Annotated in this window: 24 protein-coding genes and 1 pseudogene; 11 read left to right on the forward strand and 14 right to left on the reverse strand. The window is 64.5% G+C overall.

Annotation, left to right across the window (positions count from 1 at the left end; genetic code table 11):
* Nucleotide 1: 1 nt before the first annotated feature.
* Together QJT78_RS16290 and QJT78_RS16295 are read right to left on the reverse strand one after the other, a co-directional pair.
* Nucleotides 2-376: a transcriptional regulator gene (locus QJT78_RS16290; protein ID WP_014491036.1), complete on the reverse strand. Its 375-nt coding sequence runs from the start codon at nt 374-376 to the stop codon at nt 2-4.
* Entirely contained in the window at nt 363-980 is a 618-nt protein-coding gene (locus QJT78_RS16295) for a hypothetical protein (protein WP_028151132.1), read from the reverse strand. The genes QJT78_RS16290 and QJT78_RS16295 overlap by 14 nt, the downstream gene beginning before the upstream one ends.
* A gap of 205 nt (nt 981-1,185) precedes the next feature.
* Between QJT78_RS16295 and QJT78_RS16300 the strand changes: the two genes are divergently transcribed.
* Nucleotides 1,186-2,430, forward strand: a complete 1,245-nt coding sequence (locus QJT78_RS16300; protein WP_028151131.1) for a trypsin-like peptidase domain-containing protein — start codon at nt 1,186-1,188, stop codon at nt 2,428-2,430.
* A gap of 166 nt (nt 2,431-2,596) precedes the next feature.
* On the opposite strand, the gene QJT78_RS16305 is transcribed toward QJT78_RS16300, so the two are convergent.
* The 6 genes and pseudogenes from QJT78_RS16305 to QJT78_RS16330 all read right to left on the reverse strand — a co-directional run bounded on the left by QJT78_RS16305 (nt 2,597) and on the right by QJT78_RS16330 (nt 6,020).
* Nucleotides 2,597-3,331 (reverse strand): DUF899 domain-containing protein, encoded by a 735-nt coding sequence (locus tag QJT78_RS16305; RefSeq protein ID WP_080586491.1) that lies wholly within the window; start codon nt 3,329-3,331, stop codon nt 2,597-2,599.
* Nucleotides 3,332-3,347: 16 nt separating this feature from the next.
* Nucleotides 3,348-3,680, reverse strand: a pseudogene (locus tag QJT78_RS16310) (SRPBCC domain-containing protein); the annotation flags it as partial.
* Between the two features lie 11 nt (nt 3,681-3,691).
* Nucleotides 3,692-4,156 carry a metalloregulator ArsR/SmtB family transcription factor gene (locus tag QJT78_RS16315; protein WP_049807431.1) on the reverse strand — a complete coding sequence of 155 codons (465 nt, stop codon included), beginning with the start codon at nt 4,154-4,156 and terminating at the stop codon, nt 3,692-3,694.
* A gap of 100 nt (nt 4,157-4,256) precedes the next feature.
* Nucleotides 4,257-4,550: a DUF3551 domain-containing protein gene (locus tag QJT78_RS16320; protein ID WP_309248402.1), complete on the reverse strand. Its 294-nt coding sequence runs from the start codon at nt 4,548-4,550 to the stop codon at nt 4,257-4,259.
* A 67-nt stretch (nt 4,551-4,617) separates the two neighbouring features.
* Complete coding sequence (locus tag QJT78_RS16325) at nt 4,618-4,896, reverse strand: DUF3551 domain-containing protein (RefSeq protein WP_028151127.1); 279 nt, start codon at nt 4,894-4,896, stop codon at nt 4,618-4,620.
* Between the two features lie 149 nt (nt 4,897-5,045).
* Entirely contained in the window at nt 5,046-6,020 is a 975-nt protein-coding gene (locus QJT78_RS16330; RefSeq protein ID WP_028151126.1) for a tripartite tricarboxylate transporter substrate binding protein, read from the reverse strand.
* Between the two features lie 126 nt (nt 6,021-6,146).
* Here QJT78_RS16330 and QJT78_RS16335 point away from each other — a divergent pair, with 126 nt between their 5' ends.
* Both QJT78_RS16335 and QJT78_RS16340 read left to right on the forward strand, forming a co-directional pair.
* Nucleotides 6,147-6,557 (forward strand): VOC family protein, encoded by a 411-nt coding sequence (locus QJT78_RS16335; protein WP_028151125.1) that lies wholly within the window; start codon nt 6,147-6,149, stop codon nt 6,555-6,557.
* A gap of 185 nt (nt 6,558-6,742) precedes the next feature.
* The gene (locus QJT78_RS16340) at nt 6,743-8,323 is read left to right on the forward strand and encodes an AMP-binding protein (protein WP_028151124.1); all 1,581 of its coding nucleotides are present in this window, start codon (nt 6,743-6,745) and stop codon (nt 8,321-8,323) included.
* Between the two features lie 180 nt (nt 8,324-8,503).
* Here the strand turns inward: QJT78_RS16340 and QJT78_RS16345 are convergent, their stop codons facing one another.
* From QJT78_RS16345 to QJT78_RS16355, 3 genes are all read right to left on the reverse strand, one after another.
* Nucleotides 8,504-9,598 (reverse strand): HD domain-containing phosphohydrolase, encoded by a 1,095-nt coding sequence (locus QJT78_RS16345; protein WP_028151123.1) that lies wholly within the window; start codon nt 9,596-9,598, stop codon nt 8,504-8,506.
* Between the two features lie 377 nt (nt 9,599-9,975).
* Entirely contained in the window at nt 9,976-12,258 is a 2,283-nt protein-coding gene (locus tag QJT78_RS16350; protein ID WP_028151122.1) for a molybdopterin cofactor-binding domain-containing protein, read from the reverse strand.
* Nucleotides 12,255-12,746: a (2Fe-2S)-binding protein gene (locus tag QJT78_RS16355; protein ID WP_014491023.1), complete on the reverse strand. Its 492-nt coding sequence runs from the start codon at nt 12,744-12,746 to the stop codon at nt 12,255-12,257. The genes QJT78_RS16350 and QJT78_RS16355 overlap by 4 nt, the downstream gene beginning before the upstream one ends.
* A gap of 313 nt (nt 12,747-13,059) precedes the next feature.
* Between QJT78_RS16355 and QJT78_RS16360 the strand changes: the two genes are divergently transcribed.
* The 4 genes from QJT78_RS16360 to QJT78_RS16375 all read left to right on the forward strand — a co-directional run bounded on the left by QJT78_RS16360 (nt 13,060) and on the right by QJT78_RS16375 (nt 15,600).
* Nucleotides 13,060-13,824, forward strand: a complete 765-nt coding sequence (locus tag QJT78_RS16360; protein WP_038945347.1) for an alpha/beta fold hydrolase — start codon at nt 13,060-13,062, stop codon at nt 13,822-13,824.
* Nucleotides 13,825-13,848: 24 nt separating this feature from the next.
* Nucleotides 13,849-14,184 carry a hypothetical protein gene (locus QJT78_RS16365; RefSeq protein ID WP_028151120.1) on the forward strand — a complete coding sequence of 112 codons (336 nt, stop codon included), beginning with the start codon at nt 13,849-13,851 and terminating at the stop codon, nt 14,182-14,184.
* Between the two features lie 171 nt (nt 14,185-14,355).
* Nucleotides 14,356-15,030 carry a dienelactone hydrolase family protein gene (locus QJT78_RS16370; RefSeq protein WP_028151119.1) on the forward strand — a complete coding sequence of 225 codons (675 nt, stop codon included), beginning with the start codon at nt 14,356-14,358 and terminating at the stop codon, nt 15,028-15,030.
* Between the two features lie 90 nt (nt 15,031-15,120).
* Nucleotides 15,121-15,600 carry a hypothetical protein gene (locus tag QJT78_RS16375; protein WP_028151118.1) on the forward strand — a complete coding sequence of 160 codons (480 nt, stop codon included), beginning with the start codon at nt 15,121-15,123 and terminating at the stop codon, nt 15,598-15,600.
* Nucleotide 15,601: 1 nt separating this feature from the next.
* Here QJT78_RS16375 and QJT78_RS16380 read toward each other — a convergent pair whose 3' ends face one another.
* The 3 genes from QJT78_RS16380 to QJT78_RS16390 form a co-directional block, all read right to left on the reverse strand.
* Complete coding sequence (locus tag QJT78_RS16380; RefSeq protein WP_028151117.1) at nt 15,602-16,348, reverse strand: polysaccharide biosynthesis/export family protein; 747 nt, start codon at nt 16,346-16,348, stop codon at nt 15,602-15,604.
* A gap of 157 nt (nt 16,349-16,505) precedes the next feature.
* Nucleotides 16,506-17,162 (reverse strand): peptide-methionine (S)-S-oxide reductase MsrA, encoded by a 657-nt coding sequence (gene msrA, locus QJT78_RS16385; protein ID WP_028151116.1) that lies wholly within the window; start codon nt 17,160-17,162, stop codon nt 16,506-16,508.
* Nucleotides 17,163-17,330: 168 nt separating this feature from the next.
* Complete coding sequence (locus QJT78_RS16390; RefSeq protein ID WP_007616084.1) at nt 17,331-17,648, reverse strand: hypothetical protein; 318 nt, start codon at nt 17,646-17,648, stop codon at nt 17,331-17,333.
* A 398-nt stretch (nt 17,649-18,046) separates the two neighbouring features.
* Between QJT78_RS16390 and rpsT the strand changes: the two genes are divergently transcribed.
* The 4 genes from rpsT to dnaN all read left to right on the forward strand — a co-directional run bounded on the left by rpsT (nt 18,047) and on the right by dnaN (nt 22,375).
* The gene (gene rpsT, locus QJT78_RS16395; protein WP_028151115.1) at nt 18,047-18,313 is read left to right on the forward strand and encodes a 30S ribosomal protein S20; all 267 of its coding nucleotides are present in this window, start codon (nt 18,047-18,049) and stop codon (nt 18,311-18,313) included.
* A gap of 1,250 nt (nt 18,314-19,563) precedes the next feature.
* Nucleotides 19,564-20,976, forward strand: a complete 1,413-nt coding sequence (gene dnaA / locus QJT78_RS16400) for a chromosomal replication initiator protein DnaA (RefSeq protein ID WP_028151114.1) — start codon at nt 19,564-19,566, stop codon at nt 20,974-20,976.
* Nucleotides 20,977-21,105: 129 nt separating this feature from the next.
* Nucleotides 21,106-21,252, forward strand: a complete 147-nt coding sequence (locus QJT78_RS16405) for a hypothetical protein (RefSeq protein WP_157791208.1) — start codon at nt 21,106-21,108, stop codon at nt 21,250-21,252.
* A 4-nt stretch (nt 21,253-21,256) separates the two neighbouring features.
* Nucleotides 21,257-22,375 carry a DNA polymerase III subunit beta gene (gene dnaN, locus QJT78_RS16410; RefSeq protein ID WP_014491013.1) on the forward strand — a complete coding sequence of 373 codons (1,119 nt, stop codon included), beginning with the start codon at nt 21,257-21,259 and terminating at the stop codon, nt 22,373-22,375.
* The last annotated feature ends 95 nt before the right edge of the window (nt 22,376-22,470 follow it).

A 22,470-nucleotide genomic window follows, 5' to 3' on the forward strand; every position in this document is an offset into this window, starting at 1 on the left:
ATCAGGTCGAGACGATACCGAGACGGCCGAGCGGCGGCGCGTCGCGGCCGGCGGCCTTGGCGGCGTCGCGCACCAGCCGCTCGAGCACGGCGAGATAGTCGAGGAAGCGGCGGCGGCCGGCCTTGGTCAGGCGGCAGGTGGTGTGCGGGCGGTTGCCCTCATAGCCTTTGGTCACCTCGACGAGGCCGGCCTCCTGGAGCACGGCGAGATGCCGGCTGAGATTGCCGTCGGTGAGGCCGCAGAGCTGCTTGAGGTCGGCGAACGCCAGACCCTTCGGATGCGCCATCAGCGAGGTCAGAAGCCCGAGCCTCGCCTTCTCGTGGATGACGCGGTCGAGCCCTTCATAGGAAAAGGGTGCGCTGTCAGTCTTCGACATCATGGTCTCCGGACGCGAAATACAGAATGCCCGCCATCACCGACTGCCCGATCACGAAGGGCAGCCCCATGGTCCATGGCGACAGCGTGTGAGTCCGGCTCGCGAGCACCACGACCGCGAAGCCGGAAATGAAATACCAGGCGCCCGCGAGCGCGACGGTTCGCGGCAGCGAGCGGACGGAAGCGAAAATGCCGAGCGACACCAGGATCTGCCACAGGCCGGGCAGCAGCCACAGCGTCTCGCTCGCGAACTTCCACATCACCACCGCGAGCAGCACGCCGGCGACGCCCGCGGGCAGGAACTGCTCGACCGCCTGATGGATCATGGCGTCGGCCAGGCCGGAATGATGACGGCGCGAGCGCGCGCGCATCTCGATGCCGATCATCAGAACGGAGAGCACCGCGGCCATGAACCAGCCGAAGAAGAAGCCGACCGGCTCGCTTGTGGGATCGCCGAGCAGCCAGAATTGGAGGATCGCAGTGAGAAGCGCGACGGCGCCCGTCGCAGCGATCGTCACCGGGCCATAGCCGCGGAACGCCGTGCCCGCCGCAATCTGGTTGCGGATCGCCACGATGTCGGCCAGTGCCTTGTCGAGATCGCGCATTGGCACCGCCAAAACCCCCGCTCCGCCCAATTCTCCGGGACCGCCCGTCCCGTCACTTTGTATCGCAAAGTATATAGCACCGCAAAGTAAAGACAAGCCCGGAAGTCGCAGCCGGATGGCTCGATCCCCACAAACAACTGCCGGTTGCGCCGCACGACCTCGGCCGGATAAGATGGCTTCAAAAGCATTCCGGGGGGAAGGAAGTATGTGGCTCAAGTCATTTGTCGTTGCGTCTCTGTTGCAGGTGAGCGTCGCCGGCATCGCGCATGCAAAAGGACCATTCGGCAGCGTCAATGTCGGCAACTGGATCGGCGGCTTCTTCAGCAATGACGAGACGGGCGTTTTCTCGCATTGCGCCGCGACGACGCCTTATGCGAACGGCGTCATCCTCGTCGTGAGCCAGAATGCCGCCGGCACATGGTCGCTCGCCTTTGCGAGTCCCAGCTACCGCTTCAACAAGGGCGAGAACGCCGCGATCGACGTGACCTTTGACGGGCAGGAGCAAGCCAGGCTGTTCGCCACGGCGTACCAGCCCAACATGCTCACGGCCATCATGCCGGTCAACGTTGTGCGTACGTTTCAGAAGGCGAGCCTGATGGTGGCGACAGCCGGCCGCGCCGTTCTGAATTTCGATCTGACCTCGACCGGGCCGGTGATCGCTGCATTGGCCAATTGCGTGACCAAGGTGAAGGCCGACGGGCTCGACAAGGCCGGCGACTTCACCAAGATCGCGGCCAAGCCGCAGCCTGCGCCGGACAAGCAGGCGCCGCCGGCCGGCGGCAAAGTTGCCAGGGCCAAGACCGGCACCGGCTTCGTGGTCAGTGCGAACGGCCACGTCGTCACCAACAACCATGTGATCGACGGCTGTGTCGGCGACATCAAGGGCAACCTCACCGGCGAGGCCGCGATGGTGCTGCGCGTCGTATCGAGCGACGTCAACAACGATCTGGCTTTGTTGCAGGCGCCGTCGACGACGACATTCAAGGACTTTGCGCGGATCCGCGATCGCTCGATTCGCTCCGGCGATTCCGTCATCGTAATCGGCTTTCCCTTCCATGGCTTGCTCACGTCGGACTTCACCGTGACGACCGGTATCGCGAGCTCGCTCAGCGGCATGCGCATCGACACGCGTTTCCTGCAAATCAGCGCGCCGGTGCAGCCCGGCAATAGCGGCGGCCCGCTGTTCGACACCACCGGTCAGATCGTAGGCGTGGTCACCGCAAAGATCCCCGCACTGCGCATCGTCGCTGCGACCGGCAACATTCCGGAGAACATCAACTTCGCCATCAAGACCGGCATGCTGCGCGACTTCCTCGACAATTCCGTGGTGCCCTACCAGACCGCCGAGCCCAAGGGTGAGCTCAAGACCACCGACATCGCCGGCAACGCGCGGCCGTACACGATGCTGATCTCGTGCAATGGCACGGAGCAGGCCGACGCCAAGCGGTAGGGCGCGGCGGAAGGACAGCTGCCTCGCCGCTCTCCGCTGTCATTCCCCGCGAAGGCGGGGCATCCAGTACGGCGCGGCCTCTCGATGAACCATGAACGACTCGGAATACTGGATCGCCCGGTCAAGCCGGGCGATGACACCGTTTGTGCAGGCCGAGCCTGCCCCCTCACCCGTGGCAGCACGCCCCCTTCGCCTGCGGCTCGTACTGATCGCGCAGGCGGACCCAGCCCATCGGATAGGGCAGGCCGTCCTCGTGACGACCGAGCGGGGTGAGGTCGAGATACTGATAGGCCGCGTTCATCATGTCGAGACCGCGCGCGAAGCATGAATAGGTATGGAAGATCTCGCCGGCCTCGTTGCGATAGAACACGCTGATACCGGGCAGCTCCGGACCGTAGAACGGCGTGGTGCCGAAATTGTATTTCGGCACACCCTTGTCGATCTGCTCGCGCGTGAACGAGACCTCGTAGTCGTAGTTGAAGTCGTTGCTCCCTGACGAGACCCAGTCGAAGGTCCAGCCCATCCGCTTCTTGAAGGCCTCGAGCTTGGCGCTAGGTGCCAGCGAGATCGCAACCGTTGAGGTGTCGCGCGCGGCGAGGTGCGGCACCATGCGATCGAGACCGTCAGCCCAGAACGAGCAGCTCTTGCACGCGGCCTCCCAGTCGGGCGCGAACATCACATGCTGCACCACGAGCTGCGGGCGGCCCCCGAAGAGGTCGCCGAGCGTCACCTTGCCGTTCGGCCCGTCGAACACATAGTTCTTGTCGACCTTCACCCAGGGCAGTGCGCGGCGCTGCTCGGCGAGGCGCTCGCGGGCCTGGCTGAGTTCCTTCTCATGCGCCAGGTGGGCCTTGCGGGCCGCGATCCATTGCTCGCGCGAGACGATCTGATGTTGCTGCACGGTATCCTCCATGGTGTCAGGCGACGAAGGCGTCGAGCTTGTCGAGGCACGAGCTCCAGCCGCGCTGGTGATTGTCGCGTGCGGTTTCGTCGAAGAACTGGGCGTGATGGAAGATCATCAGCGTGCCGGCGCTATCCGGCTTCAGCGTGATCGTCACCAGCGATTCGCGCTCTGGCGTCGAATGCCAGGCCCAGGTGAACACCAGCCGCTCGTTCGGCACGACTTCGCGATAGACGCCGCCGGCCTCGAAATATTCGCCGTCGTCACCGGTGAAGCTGATGCGGTAGCGGCCACCGGTACGGACGTCGAGCTTGGCGTCCAGCGTCGCCGGCTTCATGTTCGGCGGTCCGAACCACTGGACTAGCTGCGCGGCTTGCGTCCAGGCGGCGTAGACTTTCTCCGGCCGTGCGCGGAGCCGGCGCGTGAGCGTGAGGCTTGGACGTTCGTTTGGACGTTCGACTGTGCGGGGATCGGCGTTGACGGCTGCGTCGGCCATGTCTTGTCCTCCACGAGGGCGGCGAGGCGGTCGAACTTCTCGGACCAGAACTGCGCGTAGCGATTGAGCCAGTTCATCGCCTGCTCCATCGGCTGCGCGGTGAGCCGGCAGGACACCGTGCGTCCGGTCTTCTCCCGCACGATCAGGCCCGCATCCGTGAGCACGTCGAGATGCTTCATGATCGCCGGCAGCGAGACCGGAAACGGCGCGGCCAGCTCGCTCACCGACAGGCCGTCCCGCTCGCCGAGCCGCGCGAGAAGGGCACGCCGCGTCGGATCGGACAGCGCCGCAAAGGTCCGGTCGAGCGTCTCGTCTCTATACTTAACCATTTGGTTTAGTATAGACGTGAGCGAGAAGGCGTCAAGCAGGAACCCGCGCGTCCGGATCTGCACGACTGCGTGATCAGGCAGTGCTCAGTGTGAGGCGCGACTAGTACGGACGAACGTACCGACCGCGTAGTGACGGCTGAAGCGGAGGCCGTACGGCCACCTGGGCAGGATTTTGCGCGCAATAGCCCTTGCGGCCCGACGCGCTCATCTGACACTGCTCGCGAGTCTGATAGGAGCAGTCGCCGGGATAGCCGTATTCCGAGTTCTGAATGCACCACGCGTAATCATAGTCCGCGCGCGCCGGACTCCCGCCAGCGAGCCACACAAGGACTATGGTGCCCAGCACAAATTGCGCCTTGCGCATGACCGATCTCCCATGTTCGCCGCGCGACATGCGACCTCACAGAGGGAAAGGCTCGCGGAGCCGGTTTATTCCGGAGCGACCGCGCAAAAATGCGCGGCTAGTACGGTGCGACGGGCCGCGCGCGACGGTGCGGCCGAGGTTGTGGCTGCGGCGCCTGACCATAGGCCACAAACGGATTGGGCCCGCAGTACAGCAAGCGGCCGGACACGCTGGCCAGGCATTGTTCATAGGTGCTGTAGGCACATTCGCCCGGATAGTCATACTCGCCGCCCTGGGCGCACCAGGGATAGTCGCGAGCCGCCGCGGGCGCGATGATGACGAAGCCGGCAAGGACCGTCGCGCCCAGCGTCAGCAGCGCCAATTGCGTCTTGCGCATGATCCAGACTCCTCTCTGCACGGCGCGAGATACGCGCCATGTATGATCAGGTTTCGCCGCGCCGTTTTATTCCAGATCAGGGGACCGAAGTACGCAAGAAAAAAGCCCTGCCAGGCGGCAGGGCTCCAATCGCAGGGATCACAAGAGCGCTATTCGACCTTCAGGCCGGCGAACTCGACGACCTTCTTCCACTTCTCGGTCTCGGCCTTGATCTCCTCGCCGAACGCCTCCGGCGTCTGCACCCGCGGCTCACCGCCGAGCTCGACCAGGCGCTTGGTCATGTCGGGCTCCTTCATGAGCGTATTGATCTCATTGTTGAGCTTGGCGATGATCTCCTTGGGCGTGTTCTTCGGCGCACCCATGCCGAACAGCGCGCTGGCCTCGTAATCCTTCACGGTCTCGGCAATCGCCTGCACGTCGGGCAGCTGCGGCGAGCGCTCCGTGGTGGTGACGCCGATCGCGCGAAGCGAGCCGGAGCGGATGTGCTGGATGATCGAGGGCATGTTGTCGAAGATCACCTGCACCTGGCCGCCGAGCATGTCGGTGATCGCCGGCGCCGCGCCGCGATAGGGCACGTGCTGCATCTTGCAGCCGGTCATGGCCATGAACATCTCGCCGGACAGATGCACCGAGGTGCCGTTGCCGGACGAAGCCATGTTCACCTTGCCGGGATTGGCCTTCACATATTCGATGAATTCGGCGACGTTCTTGGCCGGAACGTCCTTGTTGACGGTCATCACGTTCGGCACCCGCTGGAACGAGGCGACCGGCGCGATGTCGCGCACGAAGTTGAATTTGAGGTTGGCGTAGAGAGAAGCGTTGATGAAGTTGGCCGGATTGACCAGTTGCAGCGTGTAGCCGTCGGGCTCGGCATTGACGACCGATTCGGTGCCGATATTGTTGCCGGCGCCCGGCTTGTTCTCGATCACGAATTGCTGGCCGAGCCGTTCCGACAGCCGCTGACCGATCAGCCGCGCCAGGATGTCGGTGGCTCCGCCCGGCGGATAGCCGACCACCCATTTCACGGGCCGGGCCGGATAGTCGGCGGCAAGGGCCTTCGACAGCGGGGTGGCTGCAAGCGGACTGGCTGCGAGCAGGCCCAGCGCGGTACGGCGAGTGATCATCTCAAGGGTTCTCCCAACGTGTTGTTCTTGAAAGCCAGATGGCTTCAAAGTGGCGTCGACGCGGTTGTAACAAAGCTTGCCGCAGGCGGAAAGTGCGCCCGGCGCATCACGACGAAAGGATAAGGCATGCCGGTCAAGGTCGAAGCCCTCGATCATCTCGTCATCAACGTCGCCGACGTCGCAGTGACCTCCGAGTGGTACCGCAAGATTCTCGGCATGGAAGTCAAGGTGTTCGACCCCGGCGGCGGCAAAGCGCCGCGGACTTCGTTGCAATTCGGTAACCAGAAGATCAACGTCCGGCCGCGCGATGCCGACAAGGTGGAGTGGTTCACTGCGGACCACCAGACCGCCGGCAGCGAGGATCTGTGCTTCCTCACCTCTGCCGCGCCCGACGAGGTGGTGGCGCATTTGACGGCACATGGCATCGCGATCGAGGAAGGCCCGGTTCCCAAGCAGGGTGCCCGCGGCACGCTGCGCTCGGTCTATTGCCGGGATCCGGATGGCAGCCTGATCGAGATTTCGTCGTACGAGGACTAGCGCGCCAAGGCGTGGATGGCCGGGTCAAGCCCGGCCATGACGGAGGAGAGAGCGTGCGCGCACCACGAGGTACGCCGCGCCTATCTTCCGCCTCCCCCGATTTGCTCCCCGCGCCATCCGATGGCAGGAAGACGCAATAATCAAAAGGCAGCCGCCATCAAGATGCAGGCTGCACGGGAGGAGCCATGCCACCTCAATACACCGGACCCGGACTCGTAGGACCGTTCGACGGGCTCGACGTACCCTGGCTGCTGAAGATGCGCGCCGCGGTGCGCCGCGATCATGCGTTCCTGATCTGGGCGCCGTTCGACGCGCCGGCGCGGCGCTGGAGCTATGGCGAGTTTCACGAGCGCGTCGGCGCGCTCGCGGCGGGGCTGGCCAAGCGCGGCGTGAAGCCGGGCGAATATGTGCTCATTCATCTCGACAATTGCATCGAGGCGCTGCTGGCCTGGTTCGCCTGCGTCGAACTGGGCGCCATCGCGGTGACCACCAACACCCGCTCAGCACCGGCGGAGATGGAATATTTCGCGGACCATTGCGGCGCGGTCGCCGCGATCACGCAGCCGGCCTATGCCGAGCTCGTCGCGCGGAACTGCCGCAACATCCGCTGGATGGCGGTGACCTCGCACGATGCCGGGGCCGCACCTGCGCAAGCCGTCTCGCGCGGCGACAGTTTTGAAGTGCTGTTCGCCGATAGCGCTGACCGGCCGCTTCGCGCGACCGATCCGTTCGCGCCGTGCAGCGTGCAGTACACGTCAGGCACGACCTCGCGCCCGAAAGCGGTGCTGTGGACCCATGCCAACGCGCTGTGGGGCGCCAAGATCAACGCCGCGCATGAGGACCTTCACGCGAGCGACGTGCACCAGACCTATCTGCCGCTGTTCCACACCAATGCGCTGGCCTATTCGATGCTGGCAACGCTGTGGGTCGGCGCCACCTGCGTGATCCAGCCGCGGTTCTCCGCAAGCCGCTTCTGGGGCGTCGCGCGTGCGCACGGCTCGACCTGGACCTCGACGATTCCGTTCTGCATGAAGGCGCTGCTCGAGCAGGAGATCCCGAAGGACCACAAATTCCGCCTGTGGGGCACCGCCATCAACGAGCCGCCGGCGTTTGCCGCGTTCGGCGTCAAGATGATCGGCTGGTGGGGCATGACCGAGACCATCACCCACGGCATCATCGGCGAGGTCGACCAGCCCAACATCCCGATGTCGATCGGGCGCGCGGCTCCCGAATATCAGATCCGCATCACCGACGACGATGGACGGCCGACCGAGGTCGGCGACACCGGCAATCTCGCGATCAAGGGCATCGTCGGGCTGTCGCTGTTCGCCGAATATCTGCACAATGAAAAGGCGACGCGCGAAAGCTTCGACGAGCACGGCTTCTTTCTCACCGGCGACCGCGTCGAGCGACTGGAGAACGGCTTCATCAGGTTCGGCGACCGCGCCAAGGACATGCTGAAGGTTGGCGGCGAGAACGTCGCGGCCTCCGAGATCGAGCAGGTGATCGCGGTGGTAGCCGGCGTGCGCGAAGCCGCGGTGGTGGCGAAGAAGCACCCGATGCTGGACGAAGTGCCTGTTGTCTTCATCATCCCGCACGGCGGCGTCGCGGGCGCTGCGCCCGATCTGCATGATCGCGTGATGGCAGCCTGCGGCGCGGGACTCGCGGATTTCAAGGTGCCGCGCGAAATCAGGCTTGTCGACGACATGCCGCGCTCGACGCTGGAGAAGGTGGCGAAGGCGGAGTTGCGGAAGATGGTGGGGTGAGCGGCCGCGCCAAACGACGACTCTCGTAGGGTGGGCAAAGCGGCTTGTCCGCCGTAGCTCGAAGAGCGAAGGCGGAAGCGTGCCCACCATTCATACAGCGAATGAGGATACATGGTGGGCACGGCGCGCGAAGGGCGCGCCTTTGCCCACCCTACGGCATCTCGCTCTACGGCATCTCGCTCAAAACGATCCCAGCGCCACCGGCCGGAACGCCTGCAGCAGTTGCTGATCCAGCTTGGCGCCCATGCCTTCCATCATCGTGAATGCGCGCGAGTGGGTGAAGGGCATGCGGTAGGCGCGCTTCTCCACCAGCGCCGCGTAGATGTCGACGATCGTCGTGACGCGCACGATGTCGCTGATCTGGTTCGACGACAGGCCATTCGGATAGCCAGAGCCGTCGAGGAATTCGTGGTGATGCAGCACGACGTCGAGCATCTCCGGCGGGAAGCCGCCTTGCTCCGCGAGCGCGTCATAGCCGCGGCGCGGATGCTGGCGCACCTCGGCCATCTCCTCGTCGGTGAGCTTGCCCGGCTTGTCGAGCAGCGCGGAGGGAACGAAGGCCTTGCCGACGTCGTGCAGCAGCGCGGCGCGGGTCAGGCGACGCTGGTCATCCTCGCGCATGCCGAGATGCTGCGCGAAGGCGACGGCGAAGCCGGTGACGAACAGGCAGTGGCGATAGCTGCCGACATGATGGCAGCCAACGGTGGTGAGCCATTCGCGCAGCGAGGAGTGCTTGATCGCCTTCAGGATCTTGCTCTCGGCGGCGATGACGTCGTCGAAGGTCAGGGGCACGCCGAGCGGCAGCTTCTCGAACATCTTCGCCAGCACCGCATGCGCCGCCTCGACGCCGCGGTTGAGCGTCTTGCCGCGATCGGTCGCGTCATAGGTTGCGGTGTCGGGGAACGCGGCGCGGATGCGCTGAAGAATCGCGTCGGGCTGCAGCGGCCGCGAGATCGTGTCGGTGGCGCCCAGCGCCCAGGCCTGCATGGTGCCGTGATGCAGGGCATCAGCGAGCACGAACAGGCGCGGCATTGATCGATAACCGTCGCCGCGCAGCTTGTTGCGCACCCGCTGCACGCTCTCGGGCGAACGCAGATTGATGTCGACCACGAGACCGGACAGATCGCGCGACGGCTGCTCGGGAATGTCCTGCGTCGTCACCGTCGCAACGTCGCCCACGGCCTTCAGGATGCTGGCAAGCTCGGTGCTCTCGTCGCTCCGGTCGGAAGCGAGCAAGAGCCGGCGTTTGGCGGCGGATTTGGCTGGCGCGTTCATGGCTTCCCCAGAGCACGGGACTGGATTTGGCGTCAGCCTAAGCCGGATCAGGTTCTCCGCCCCTTAAGAGGCGTGCTCAACGGAACGCTGCGGAATTGGGTGCAATTTGAGGGAATTGGGATCCCGGCGCGGTTCCAGTCAAAACTGGCGAAAACAACCCCATGCACAGTAGAAGGGGCATTGATGGATAAGGGGAATTTTTCTCCGTCATGGCCGGGCTTGTCCCGGCCATCCACGCCTTGACGCACGGCACGAAGAACGTGAATGCCCGGGACAAGCCCGGGCATGACGGTGAATGTTGAGATGCAGGAAACCCCAAAAACAAATCCGCCGGAGGATGGCCTCCGGCGGATTGTCTCGAGCAGCCTTCGACCGGCTTACGCCTTCATCGCCCCCTTCACGGCTTCGGCCGTGATCGGCAGGGCCCGGATGCGGGCGCCCGAGGCGTTGAAGATGGCGTTGCCGATTGCCGGGGCGATGACCGTCACCGCGGGCTCGCCGACGCCGGTGGCCTTTTCACCGTTGGCGATCACGGCGACGGCGACCTCGGGCATCTGGCTCATGCGCAAGGGCGTGTAGCTGTCGAAATTGGTCTGCTCGATGCCACCGTCCTTGAGCGTCGCCTTCTCGTACATCGCCAGCGACAGGCCCCACAGCGCCGCGCCCTCGACCTGGGCACGGATGTTGTCGGGATGCACCTGTGTGCCGACGTCGGTTGCGACCGTGAGCTTCTTCACGGTCACCTCGCCTGACGGCGCTACCGCGACATGGGCGACGCACGCCGTCCAGCTCGCGGTCGCGCGTTCCTGCGAGGAGACGCAGGCGACGCCCATGCCCTCGCCTTTCGGCAATTGCTTGGTGCCGTAGCCGGACAGCCCCATCGCGGCGAGCAACGTGTTGCGCAGCCGCTGCGCGCCGCCATCGTTCTTGCCCTTGCCGTCGAGCAGCGCGATGCGGAATTGCGCCGGGTCCTTGCCGGTCGCAGCCGCGATCTCGTCGATCATGCTTTCGACCGCCCAGAACGTCCAGCCGGGCGCCACCGAGCGAAGCTGCCCGGACGGCGTTGCATTGTGCGCGAGCTCGTTCTTGATCGCGCGCACATAATGGTTGGGCACGGTGTAGAAGAAGTCGGCCCCGTTCACCGTGAAGGAATCGAGCGGGCCCTTCTTGTCGACCGAGGGCGTCAGGAAGTCGGGGATGCCCCAGCGCGCGGTCGGCCAGGCCGAGACGACGTCGTGGCTGAGCGCGACGAGCTTGCCGTCGCCGTCCACGCCGGCCTTGACCTTCTGGTAGGTGAGCGGACGCGAGAAATCCATCGTCATGTCGTTCTCGCGCGTATAGATCACCTTCACCGGCTTGCCGATGGCCTTCGCCGCCTGCACCGCCGGCACCATCATGTCGGCATCGAGCCTGCGGCCAAAACCGCCGCCGAGCCACATCTGGTGCATCACCACGAACTTCGGATCGATCCCGGCGGCGCCTGCCGCAATCGCGCCGGAGCGCGTCGCGAACTGGTTGCCGGAATAGATGTGCAGGATGTCGCCCTTGAACTCCGCCGTGGCGTTCATCGGCTCCATCGGCGCGTGGATGTTGATGCTGGTGGTGTACTCCGCCTCGAGCACTTTTGCGGCCGAGCCGAACGCCGCGTTGTGATCGCCGTCCTTGACGAAGAACTGGCCGGAATCGTCCAGCTTCTGAAGCCGCTTGGCTTCGTCGAGCAGCGACTCGCTCGAGACCTTCGCGTTCGGACCGCCGTCATAGGCGATCTTCAGCGCCGCGGCCGCCTTCTTGGCATTGGCGTAGGTGCTGGCGACCGCGACGACCCAGCCCGATGTCGTGCCGGTCTTGTCGTCGAGGGTGATAGCCTTGATGAAGCCCGGCACCTTCTTCGCAGCCGAGTCGTCGACCGACTTCACCGTGGCGCCGAAGCGTACCGGCGGCGTCACCACCGCGCCATAGGCCATGCCCGGCAGCATCACGTCGATGCCGTATTTGGCCGTGCCGTTGGTCTTGGAGGGGATGTCGAGCTGCGGCACCGACACGCCGATCATGGTGTACTGATCCGGCGTCTTCAGCTTGATCGCCTTCAGCTCGTCCGGCGTGAAGGTCTTGGTCGCCTTGCCGCTCTTCACGACATCGGCGAACGACATCTGCTTCTTCGACTTCGGATGCGAGATCACGGAATCGCGCACCACGAGCTCCGACGCCGGCACGCCCATCGCGGCGGCCGCGCCTTCCGTCAATGCCGTCCGTCCGGCTGCGCCGGCACGGCTCATCGCGTCGAAGTTCATCATGGTCGACCAGCTGCCGCCGGTGATCTGTGCCCCGAGCACGGGGTCGTTGAACTTCGGATCGTTGGAGGCAAGCGCGACGCGCATGTCGCTCCACTTCGCGCCCAGCTCCTCGCAGACGATCTGCGCCATGGTGGAGGCGATGTGCTGGCCCATGTCGGCCTTGCCGCAGGTCACGGTGACCAGGCCATCGGGCGCGATCGCATACCAGACGCTCGGCTCGAAGTTCGAAGGCGCAGCGAGCGCCTCACCGATGCTGGGCACGCCGGCATAGCCGAGCACGAGGCCGGTCGCTGCCGTGCCGACCAGGAACGAGCGGCGGCTGAGATCGGTCGTCTCGGGCGTGATGGTGTTCACATGCTTATTCATGTGGGCCTCCGTTCGTTGCCGGAGACGGATGCGGTGCGCATCTCGGTAGCGGCGCGCATGATCGCCTTCTGGATCCGCGAATAGGTCATGCAACGGCAGAGATTGCCGTCCATATGCGCCACGACCTCCTCCTTGGTCGGATTGGCATTCTTGGCCAGCAGCGAGGCCGCCTGCATGATCTGCCCGGACTGGCAGTAGCCGCATTGCGGCACCTGCTCGGCGATCCACGCCTTCTGCAGCGGATGGTCGCCCTTGGCGGAAAGGCCTTCGATGGTGGTGATCTTCTTGCCGGCGACATCGCCGACCATGGTCTGGCACGAGCGCACGGCTTCGCCGTTGACGTGCACGGTACAGGCACCGCACAGCCCGGCACCGCAGCCGAACTTGGTACCGGTCATCTGCAATTGCTCGCGGATCGCCCAGAGGAGCGGCGTGTCGTTCGCCGCATCCACGGACAGACTCCGCCCGTTGATGGTGAGAGTTGGCATAGGCGTCTTCCCCTGCCGGTGCATGAAGCCGCTTACGGCGGCAACTTGAACAGTGGACGCCCACCGGGCTGGCGCCCACCTTGATCGCGAGAATGATCGGGTTCGCAGCCAGAGGCAATGCAATTTGGAATCGATCGAAACTATCGCGGCAGCTCAGTGTTGTGCGTTGCGACAACGGCACCCGATGCAGTGACTGGACGCAACAGAAGGGGCGTCGCACATGCGTGCCATCGCGTTCAGGCAGTTTCTTCCAGGTAACCCGTCGCGCTAGGATCGACGCGAAAACAACAATCAACATAATGAGGCGGGAGACATGCCAAGGATCGATCGGGACGGCGTCGGGATCTACTACGAAGTTCACGGCGAGGGTCCGCCGCTGCTGCTCACCCACGGCTATTCCTCGACCTCGGCGATGTGGCATGGGCAGGTCGATGCGCTCGCGAGGGACCACAAGCTCATCCTGTGGGACATGCGCGGCCACGGCCAGTCCGACTATCCCGACGATCCCCATGCCTATAGCGAAACGCTCACCACCGACGACATGGCCTCGATCCTCGATGCGGTCGGCGCCGAGCGCGCCATCATCAGCGGGCTCTCCCTCGGCGGCTACATGTCGCTCGCGTTCTATCGCGCTTATCCGCAACGCGCCCGTGCCCTGCTGATCATCGACACCGGCCCCGGCTTCAAGAAGGACGACGCGCGCGGGGCCTGGAATGCACGGGCGCTTGCGACCGCCGACAAGCTCGACCATGAAGGTCTCGACATGCTGAAGTCGGCGACACGCGAGCGCGCCACCGCGAGCCATCGCAATGCCAGGGGATTGGCGCTCGCCGCACGCGGCATGCTGACCCAGCGCGACGCCCGCGTGATCGAGCTGCTCCCCGACATCAAGGTGCCGTCGCTCGTCGTGGTCGGCGCCGACGACGCGCCGTTCCTCGCCGCGTCCGACTACATGGCCGCAAAGATCCCCGGCGCACAAAAGGTCGTGATCCCCGCCGCCGGTCACGCCGTCAACATCGATCAGCCCAAGGCTTTTATTGACGCGGTGACGCCTTTCCTGAAGAACTTGCCGGGATAGGACGGTCGGACAGGGACACTGGCAATGAAGCAAGCGATACTGGCTGCGAGCGCGGTGCTGCTATCGATGTCTGCGCAGGCTGAGCCGTTCGGCGGCACGCCGCCGCGCCGGCCCTTCGTTGCGACCTTGTCGAACAACACGCCGCTCGCCTTCGGCATGGATGCCGAGCAGACCGCGCGGGCACTGGGGCAGCCGCTGCAATATGTGCGCGGACGGCCCGGCAACGAGATCTATCTCGCGCTTCGCAACCTCGGCGGCAGCGGACTGATCCCCTACCGTCACCGCCTGTTCCTGCAGTTCCGTCACGGACGGCTGGCAGGATGGAAGGAAGACTACGGCGAGAACTGGATGTGGGAGTGAGAGCGACGCACAGCCGCTTCCCCTCATCCTGAGGAGCTTGCGGAGCAAGCGTCTCGAAGGATGAAGGCCCTCGCTGCTGCTTCTCGGCCTCCATCCTTCGAGACGCGCTGACGCGCTCCTCAGGATGAGGGGAGAGATTAGAGTTCGTAGTAACCAAGAAGGACAACCCGCGTGGGACAAGACATCAAGCTGACGGCTTCCGACAATTTCCAGCTCGGCGCGTATCGCGCCGATCCCTCAGGCGCCCCGAAGGGCGCGGTGGTGGTGATCCAGGAGATCTTTGGGGTCAATCACCACATCCGCTCGGTCTGCGACCGCATCGCTAGGGAAGGCTATGTCGCGATCGCACCGTCGATCTTCGACCGGACTTCGCCGAACTTCCAGTCGGGCTACACGCCCGACGAGATCGCCGAGGCGCGCAAGTTCGTCGCCAGTCCCGACTGGGACGCGATGCTGCGCGACACGCAGGCCGCGATCGACGCGGTGAAGAGCGTCGGGCCGGTCGGCATCATCGGCTTTTGCCTGGGCGGCAGTGTTGCCTTTGTCGCGGCGACGCGGCTGTCGGGCCTCAAGGCCGCGATCGGCTATTACGGCGGCGCCGTGGTGCGCTTCGCCGACGAGAAACCGAAAGTGCCGACACAACTGCATTTCGGCGAGAAGGACGCCGGCATTCCCCTGACCGACGTCGAGACCCTCAAGGCGAAGCGGCCGGATGTGGAGGTCTTCATCTATCCAGGCGCCCAGCACGGCTTCCATTGCGACGAGCGGCCGAGCTACGACAAGGCAAGCTCGGATATCGCCTGGCCGCGCAGCCTGGCGTTTTTCGCGAAGCATCTGACGAAGTAGCGCGCCACTCAAAGCAGGAATCGGGTGGCTGCATCACGGCACCCGGCGATAGAGCTGGCCGATCAAGCCAACTCGCGCCGGGAGATCGCCATGCAGCAAGCCATCACGCACCTCGTCATCCGCAATCCGTTCGGAACCATGGACGTCCCGGGCCCGGACGATTCTGAAGTCATGGACTACGCGGCGACCGCCACGCTGGCCGGCGATGCGGCCGACATCAACGCGGCGGCATGGACATCCATTGCCGCCCTCTCCAATCCGCTCGAGGGCATCTGGGCTAGCAGATGGAATGGCGGCGCCGATCCGACCATTGCGGGCGATCCGCCGGACAGATGGAAAGAGGGGCGCGCCGAAGTCCGCGTCGCGGGGAGCCGGATCTATCTGCGTTTCGACTGGGACCAAGGCCGCCGGCACGGCCTGATCGATGCTGCGCGCGAGGGCGCGCGCCTGGTCGGAAAGTACATCAATCTGACCACGCCTGCGATCACGCGGCCATGGGTCGGGCTCGTGGTCGATGGCACGCGCATCGACGGATGCTTTCCGAACGGACGGCTGGATTTCAGGCGGTGAGCTAGAACCAGCGCTCGCCGACGAACACGGTGTCGCCGGGGCTCAAGGGAGTGCCGAGCGGGACGATGGCGCGCATCGCGCCGCCGGCTTCGGTGTGCGTGACGGTGACCACGTCGCGCTTGGCGCGGGGCGAGAATCCGCCGGCGATCGCGACCGCGCTTTCGACCGTCATGTTCGGCACATAAGGATATTGGCCGGGTGCGGTGACTTCGCCGAGGATGAAGAACGGGCGGTAGGCTTCGATCTCGACCGCGACCGAGGGCTCGCGGATGTAACCGTTGCGCAGGCGCGCGGCGATTTCACCGGCGAGACCCGCCGGGGTGCGGCCGCGGGCCGGCACCCCGCCGATCAACGGCATGGTGATCGAACCGCCAGCATCGATGGCGTAGCTGTTGGTGAGGCCTTCCTGGCCGTAGACCACGACGCGCAGCCTGTCGCCGGCATCGAGATGATAGGAGGAGTCGTAGCGCACTGGCGCCGCCATCGGCGCGGCGTAGCCGACCGGCATGGGTGCAGGCGACGAGGCAAAGGAATTGCGCAACGCGCCGATGGCGCCGCCACCGTCGGCGACGACGACCGGCTGTGGTGCGCCATAGGGCTGACCATAGGCCATGGAGTCGAGATCGGCACGGGGCTGCATGACCGCGACGGGACCGGCGGTCTGCATGCAGCCGCCGAGGGCAAGCGCGGCGGACGCTGCCAAGGAGGCTGTCAAGATCGACCATCGAAACGCGCGTGCAACCGGCACCGGACCTAATCCCTCGAAACGAGACGGCCCCAGTCTTGCACTGGTTATGGTTAACAAAGCGTTGAGGGGGGCAGCGCGGCAATGCGGATGCGATGACACCGCACACTCCGTCATGCCCGGGCTTGTCCCCGTGCATGACGAGTTGTTCGTGGCGAACTTACGCGCTCACGCCCACGCCGATCGGGCAGGACACGCCGGTGCCACCGAGGCCGCAATAGCCGGCGGGGTTCTTCGCCAGATATTGCTGATGGTAGTCCTCGGCGAAATAGAACGCGCCGGCAGGCGCGATCTCGGTGGTGATGGAGCCGAGACCTTTTGCAGCAAGCGCCTTCTGATAGAGCGCCTTCGATTCATCGGCCGCTTTCTTCTGCGCATCAGAGTAAGTGTAGATCGCGCTTCGGTACTGCGTGCCGACATCGTTGCCCTGGCGCATGCCCTGCGTCGGGTTGTGGCTCTCCCAGAACGTCTTCAGGAGTTTCTCGTAAGGGATCTTCTTCGGATCGAACACGACCAGCACCACTTCGGTATGGCCGGTGCGTCCCGAACAGGTCTCTTCATAGGTCGGGTTCGGCGTGTGGCCGCCGGCATAGCCGACAGCGGTCGCGTAAACACCGTCGCCGAGCTGCCAGAATTTGCGCTCGGCGCCCCAGAAGCAGCCGAGCCCGAACACGGCCTGCTCGAGGCCCGCGGGATAAGGCGGCTGCAACTTCGCGCCGTTGACGAAATGGGTGGTCGCGGTCGGAATGGCTTGCGCACGGCCCGGCAGCGCTTCAGTGGCGCTCGGCAATGCGGTGGTTTTGCGCATGAACAGCATGATTGGCTCTCCGAGACGAGCTGTCCGTCGCTTGAGCCAATGCAACAAGCCAAGGGCTCAGGCGGCGCGCTCGCGATCAAGGTGGGAATATAGGTATCTACGCAGGAGGGGGCAGCCCTGTTACGGCTGCCGTCAACGCGAGGGTCAGTCTCGGCGGGAATTGAAAGATCAATCCCGGGAATATCCGATCAAGGGCTTCCGCGGGCGGAACAGGATCATCAGCAGGATGCCTAAAATGCCGAGCACGGCGAAAACCGGCTGATCCAGCACGAGGCGGATCACCGAGGTCCAGAGCCAAGGGGCCTTGGCCTCGACCCAAGTGCGGAACGCCGTCTGGCTGGCCTGGTTGATGTCGTTCCAGAACTGGCCGAACCGGGTGAACCGCAGGGTCTGGTCGGCCACCCAGCGGGCGCCGTCATAGACCATGAAGATGAACCCGCCGGCCAGCAGCAACAGCCCAATCAGTCGGAAAAAGCCGCGGATCATGCCTCACCTATATGGTCGTCCGATCGGACGACCTCTGCAATGCCGCCAGCCAATAGCCGGGCGACGGCAGAAATTCAACCTCTTCAGGGCGTTACGGCGCGCGCTGGAGCGCTCGGGGCCTGTTTTCCAGCCCCGGAAAGCGTTGACGGTGCCGCAGACCCCCTCTATAAGGGCGCCAACTGGCGGTGGGCGCAATCCTGCCGCCGCTGTTCTTTGAGCAGTTGCAGGCTCCATGAGCTTTAAAGGCTTGGAGCCTCAGAGACGACCGCAAGGCCGTCGCTCATGTTCCGGGAACAGCCCAGCAACCGAACACCCTAAATCCGAGCGTCGATTAAGCGGTCAAGCAGCCGGCGCTACCCGACCAAGACGCGACCGGTACCGCAAAGGATATTGAGACCATGGCCAATACCACTTCCGCCAAGAAAGCGACGCGCAAGATCGCCCGCCGCACCGCCGTCAACAAGTCGCGCCGCACCCAGATGCGCGGTGCCGTGCGTACCGTCGAAGAAGCCATCGCGACCGGCGACCGCGCCGCCGCGCTGAAGGCGATGGCGAGCGCCGAGCCCGCGCTGATGCAGGCCGCGCAGCGCAACATCGTTCACAAGAACAACGCGAGCCGCAAAGTCTCCCGGCTCACCGCGCAGATCGCCAAGCTCGCGAAGTAAGCTCGTCGAGTCATCCGATCGACTGATCGGATCGACATCGCGCTCGTCAATCAGCCCGGCTCGCGCCGGGCTTTTTGTTGCCTGTCACAATTCACGCTTGCGGTCGTTGGGCGACCACTCTTCCGTTGGAAGACTCGTGTCGTCTTCGCTGCGCTGCGCTGCGCCCGTAATTTCACTGGCGGATGTTTTTGCAACAGCGGAAACTTTCACTGCGCTGCGAAAAACCCCTGCGGGGCGGGCTTAAGTTGAATCCGCGCGCGCGAGAGTTCTGCACACCGTAGTTTTCCCGGAACCGGTTCGCGATGGAGTTACCCTGCGAAACGAGACTCAAAAAGCGGTGTCTCAATAATCACTTATCGACATAGCGCCGACAAGCATTTGGAAAAATTGCCCGCAAGGCGTGCGCGTGACGCTTTTGTAAAAAATTTTTGGCGGTGGCGGAGATTTGTCACATGACGCGCGGCGCCTTCGAATCTGTGCACGGATTCAAACTCTTGCTCGCAAGCCTGTGCACAACTCCCGCGCGCCGTTAACGCTGGTCAAGTTTTTAGTCGCCTCAAGTGTGAATCAATTTCGTTGCGAGTCTTTCCGCATAGTGTATTCCTTAAGTCGTCCGCAGCGCCCACGATCTCAAGACCAGCGCGGTTTTAGAAACGGGGTGAGCGTGCAAATCGGCGGCGGTGTGCACGTAGGCGACGCTTCAACAAGCGATTGTCGGTTCAAAACCCATAGCAATATGGGAACGGTAGCTCTTTGTCTGAATGTCTCCAAGCGGGATCTTCGATCCCGCTCGCGCCAGACGCAAACGAGAGATGTCATGAAACTACCGCGACACACGTGATGGCGTAGCCGAGCGGACGAACAGTGCAGACGGGCGGGACATCGGCGACTTCAGTCGCAGTTGTCTTCAGGACACGCAGGACCTTGCCGTGAGCAATCACGGCAGGACGGGGAGGGTATCATGTCTTACGGACTCAACGCGGTATTGAAACAAGCCACCTACTCCAACGATGCCGGTTTAGATCAGCCCAACCTCCAGCCTCCCGCGTGTGACGGAGCGCCGAGTACGCGCTGACCTCGCGACCCCTCTATCTCTGACATCGCCAGTCCGACCCGCGGCGTTCGCGCCGAACGGCGGAGCTGTGTCCGACGATGGAATCGCTCGAGGTCGTGCCCTTTGAAGGATCCTGGCGGGACCCCTTCATGGCACTCACAACGCAACTTTATCTCTCAATAGAAGTTTTTTGACGATGAACACATCGGAACAGGATCGCTGGTCACGCGTGAAGAGCCGGCTGCGCTCGAACGTAGGCGAAGACGTCTATACGAGCTGGTTTGCCCGCATGGATCTGGAAGGCGTGCAGGAGGAGAGCGTGCGGCTCTCGGTGCCGACGCGCTTCCTGAAGAGCTGGATTCAGGCGCATTATGCCGAGCGCGTGCTGTCGTGCTGGCAGGCCGAGGCGCCGGAAGTGCATCGCATTGATCTCACCGTTCGCTCCGCGGTGCGCCCGGTCGTGCAGCAGAAGGAAGCGCCTGCGCCGGTCGAAACACGCCGCGCGCCCGCGCCGGAACTGCGCTCGACGGCGACTGCGCCGGTCTCCGCAAATCATGACGCGCTCGGCGGCTCGCCGCTCGATCCGCGCCTGACCTTTGCAAGCTTCGTCGTCGGCCGCTCCAACACGCTGGCGCATGCGGCGGCACGTCAGGTCGCCGAAGGGCGTCGCGGCGATCCCGTCATGTTCAACCCGCTCTACATCCATGCGGGCGTTGGGCTGGGCAAGACGCATCTGCTCCAGGCAGTGACCTGGGCCGGCAATTCCGGCAACGAGCGCAAGGTGCTGTATCTCACGGCCGAAAAATTCATGTACGGCTTCGTCGCCGCGCTGAAGACGCAGACGGCGCTTGCCTTCAAGGAAGCGCTGCGCGGCATCGACGTGCTCGTGATCGACGACCTCCAGTTCCTGCAGGGCAAGTCGACCCAGGCCGAGTTCTGTCACACGCTGAATGCGCTGATCGATGCCGGCCGCCAGGTCGTGATCGCGGCCGACCGTCCGCCGTCCGACCTCGAAAGCCTCGACGATCGCGTGCGCTCGCGCCTCGCCGGCGGTCTCGTGGTCGAGATGGGCTCGCTCGGCGAAGAGCTGCGCCACGGCATCCTCAAGTCGCGCGTTGCGGCAGCCCGCGCCCATCATGCGACCTTCGACGTGCCGGAGGAGGTGCTGCTCTATCTGGCTCGCACCATCACCCATAACGGCCGCGACCTCGAAGGCGCGATCAACCGGCTTCTCGCGCATTCGAAGCTGAACAACCAGCCGGTGACGCTGGAGATGGCCGAGCGCGAGGTGCGCGATCTGGTCCGGCCGCAGGAGCCGAAGCGGATCAAGATCGAGGACATCCAGCGCGTGGTGGCGCGGCAGTATAATGTCAGCCGTTCCGACCTCCTGTCCTCGCGCCGCACCGCCAACGTGGTCCGTCCGCGCCAGGTGGCGATGTATCTCGCCAAGACGCTGACCCTGCGCTCGCTGCCCGAGATCGGCCGCCGCTTCGGCGGGCGCGACCACACCACGGTGCTGCACGCCGTGCGCAAGATCGAGGCGCTGGTCAACAAGGACACGGCGCTGTCCGAGGAAGTCGAGTCGCTGAAGCGTCAGCTTCAGGAATAAACGCCTAAGGCTCCTGCCATTCTCCCGCCGCCCCGGCCATGCCTGGGCGGCGGTGTTCGTTTGCCGGGACGGCCGCCCTCCTTTTGGGCTGTAAATCGTGGGGAACCACCCCCCAATCCCTTGAAACGGATGGCTTTCCGCGCCACCTTGCGCGACCCTGACGGCTTTGGTCATATCGGCTGGATGATCCGGCTTTTCGGGGTCTTCGATGCCGTGGCGCGCGTCCCGCCGCCCGGCTTTTCCAACGTTGTGTTTCCTTGGGGATCGGGCGAGTAGTGCAATGAAGGTTACGGTCGAACGCGCGCAACTCCTGAAATCGCTGGGTCATGTCCACCGCGTGGTCGAGCGCCGCAACACCATTCCGATCCTCGGCAACGTGCTGGTCCGCGCCGAGAACGCGAAATTGTCGCTGAAGGCGACCGACCTCGACCTCGAGGTGACCGAGACGCTCCCGGCCGAAACCGCGACCGCGGGCTCCACCACCGTGCCGGCGCACATGTTCTACGACATCGTGCGCAAGCTGCCCGATGGCTCGCAGATCGTGCTGGAGGCCGACGGCGACCGCGCCGTGCTGGCGATCCGCGCCGGCCGCTCGCGCTTCACGCTGCAGACCCTGCCGGAGAATGATTTCCCGGATCTTGCCGCCGGCGACATGTCGCACTCGTTCTCGCTCGCCGCCAAGGACGTCAAGCGGCTGATCGACCGCACCCAGTTCGCGATCTCGACCGAAGAGACGCGCTATTACCTCAACGGCATCTATCTGCATGCCGCGGGCACGGCCACGGCCGCCACCCTGCGCGGCGTTGCCACCGACGGCCACCGGCTCGCCCAGCTCGACCTGGTCCAGCCCAAGGGCGCCGACGGCATGCCCGGCGTGATCGTACCGCGGAAAACCGTGGGCGAGGTGCAGCGCCTGATCGAGGACAACGAGGCCGAAGTCACGATCGAGCTGTCGCAGGCCAAGATCCGCTTCACCATCGGCAATGTGGTGCTGACCTCGAAGCTGATCGACGGCACCTTCCCCGACTATGGCCGCGTGATCCCGCAGGGCAACGACAAGGAACTCGTCGTCGACAAGAAGGATTTCGAGAACGCGGTCGACCGCGTCTCCACCATCTCCAGCGAGCGCGGCCGGGCCGTGAAGCTCTCGCTGTCGCCGGGCAAGCTGGTACTATCGGTCACCAACCCGGATTCCGGCAGCGCGACCGAAGAGCTCGAAGTCGAATACGCCTCCGACGCCCTCGATATCGGCTTCAACTCGCGCTACCTCCTCGACATCGCCGCCCAGATCGAAGGCGACGTCGCCACGCTGAAGCTCGCCGACCCCGGCTCACCGACGCTTGTGCAGGACAAGGACGACAAGAGCGCGCTGTATGTGCTGATGCCGATGCGGGTGTGAGGCCTACCGGCCTCGCCACGTACTAACTACATCCGTCATGGCCGGGCTTGTCCCGGCCATCCACGTCTTTGGAGCCAAGGACGTGGATGCCCGGC

Source organism: Bradyrhizobium sp. Mp27 (assembly GCF_029953005.1).
Classification (GTDB): Bacteria; Pseudomonadota; Alphaproteobacteria; order Rhizobiales; family Xanthobacteraceae; genus Bradyrhizobium; species Bradyrhizobium barranii.

Bases quoted from the DNA above. Each gene is read 5' to 3' on its own strand.
- QJT78_RS16350 (WP_028151122.1), bottom strand. From the start codon at position 12,258: ATGAATAAGCATGTGAACACCATCACGCCCGAGACGACCGATCTCAGC.
- QJT78_RS16375 (WP_028151118.1), top strand. From the start codon at position 15,121: ATGCAGCAAGCCATCACGCACCTCGTCATCCGCAATCCGTTCGGAACC.
- rpsT (WP_028151115.1), top strand. From the start codon at position 18,047: ATGGCCAATACCACTTCCGCCAAGAAAGCGACGCGCAAGATCGCCCGC.
- QJT78_RS16330 (WP_028151126.1), bottom strand. From the start codon at position 6,020: ATGATCACTCGCCGTACCGCGCTGGGCCTGCTCGCAGCCAGTCCGCTT.
- QJT78_RS16390 (WP_007616084.1), bottom strand. From the start codon at position 17,648: ATGATCCGCGGCTTTTTCCGACTGATTGGGCTGTTGCTGCTGGCCGGC.
- QJT78_RS16345 (WP_028151123.1), bottom strand. From the start codon at position 9,598: ATGAACGCGCCAGCCAAATCCGCCGCCAAACGCCGGCTCTTGCTCGCT.
- msrA (WP_028151116.1), bottom strand. From the start codon at position 17,162: ATGCTGTTCATGCGCAAAACCACCGCATTGCCGAGCGCCACTGAAGCG.
- dnaA (WP_028151114.1), top strand. From the start codon at position 19,564: ATGAACACATCGGAACAGGATCGCTGGTCACGCGTGAAGAGCCGGCTG.
- dnaN (WP_014491013.1), top strand. From the start codon at position 21,257: ATGAAGGTTACGGTCGAACGCGCGCAACTCCTGAAATCGCTGGGTCAT.
- QJT78_RS16315 (WP_049807431.1), bottom strand. From the start codon at position 4,156: ATGGTTAAGTATAGAGACGAGACGCTCGACCGGACCTTTGCGGCGCTG.
- QJT78_RS16360 (WP_038945347.1), top strand. From the start codon at position 13,060: ATGCCAAGGATCGATCGGGACGGCGTCGGGATCTACTACGAAGTTCAC.
- QJT78_RS16335 (WP_028151125.1), top strand. From the start codon at position 6,147: ATGCCGGTCAAGGTCGAAGCCCTCGATCATCTCGTCATCAACGTCGCC.
- QJT78_RS16340 (WP_028151124.1), top strand. From the start codon at position 6,743: ATGCCACCTCAATACACCGGACCCGGACTCGTAGGACCGTTCGACGGG.
- QJT78_RS16355 (WP_014491023.1), bottom strand. From the start codon at position 12,746: ATGCCAACTCTCACCATCAACGGGCGGAGTCTGTCCGTGGATGCGGCG.
- QJT78_RS16300 (WP_028151131.1), top strand. From the start codon at position 1,186: ATGTGGCTCAAGTCATTTGTCGTTGCGTCTCTGTTGCAGGTGAGCGTC.
- QJT78_RS16365 (WP_028151120.1), top strand. From the start codon at position 13,849: ATGAAGCAAGCGATACTGGCTGCGAGCGCGGTGCTGCTATCGATGTCT.
- QJT78_RS16325 (WP_028151127.1), bottom strand. From the start codon at position 4,896: ATGCGCAAGACGCAATTGGCGCTGCTGACGCTGGGCGCGACGGTCCTT.
- QJT78_RS16290 (WP_014491036.1), bottom strand. From the start codon at position 376: ATGTCGAAGACTGACAGCGCACCCTTTTCCTATGAAGGGCTCGACCGC.
- QJT78_RS16295 (WP_028151132.1), bottom strand. From the start codon at position 980: ATGCGCGATCTCGACAAGGCACTGGCCGACATCGTGGCGATCCGCAAC.
- QJT78_RS16405 (WP_157791208.1), top strand. From the start codon at position 21,106: ATGGCTTTCCGCGCCACCTTGCGCGACCCTGACGGCTTTGGTCATATC.
- QJT78_RS16320 (WP_309248402.1), bottom strand. From the start codon at position 4,550: ATGTCGCGCGGCGAACATGGGAGATCGGTCATGCGCAAGGCGCAATTT.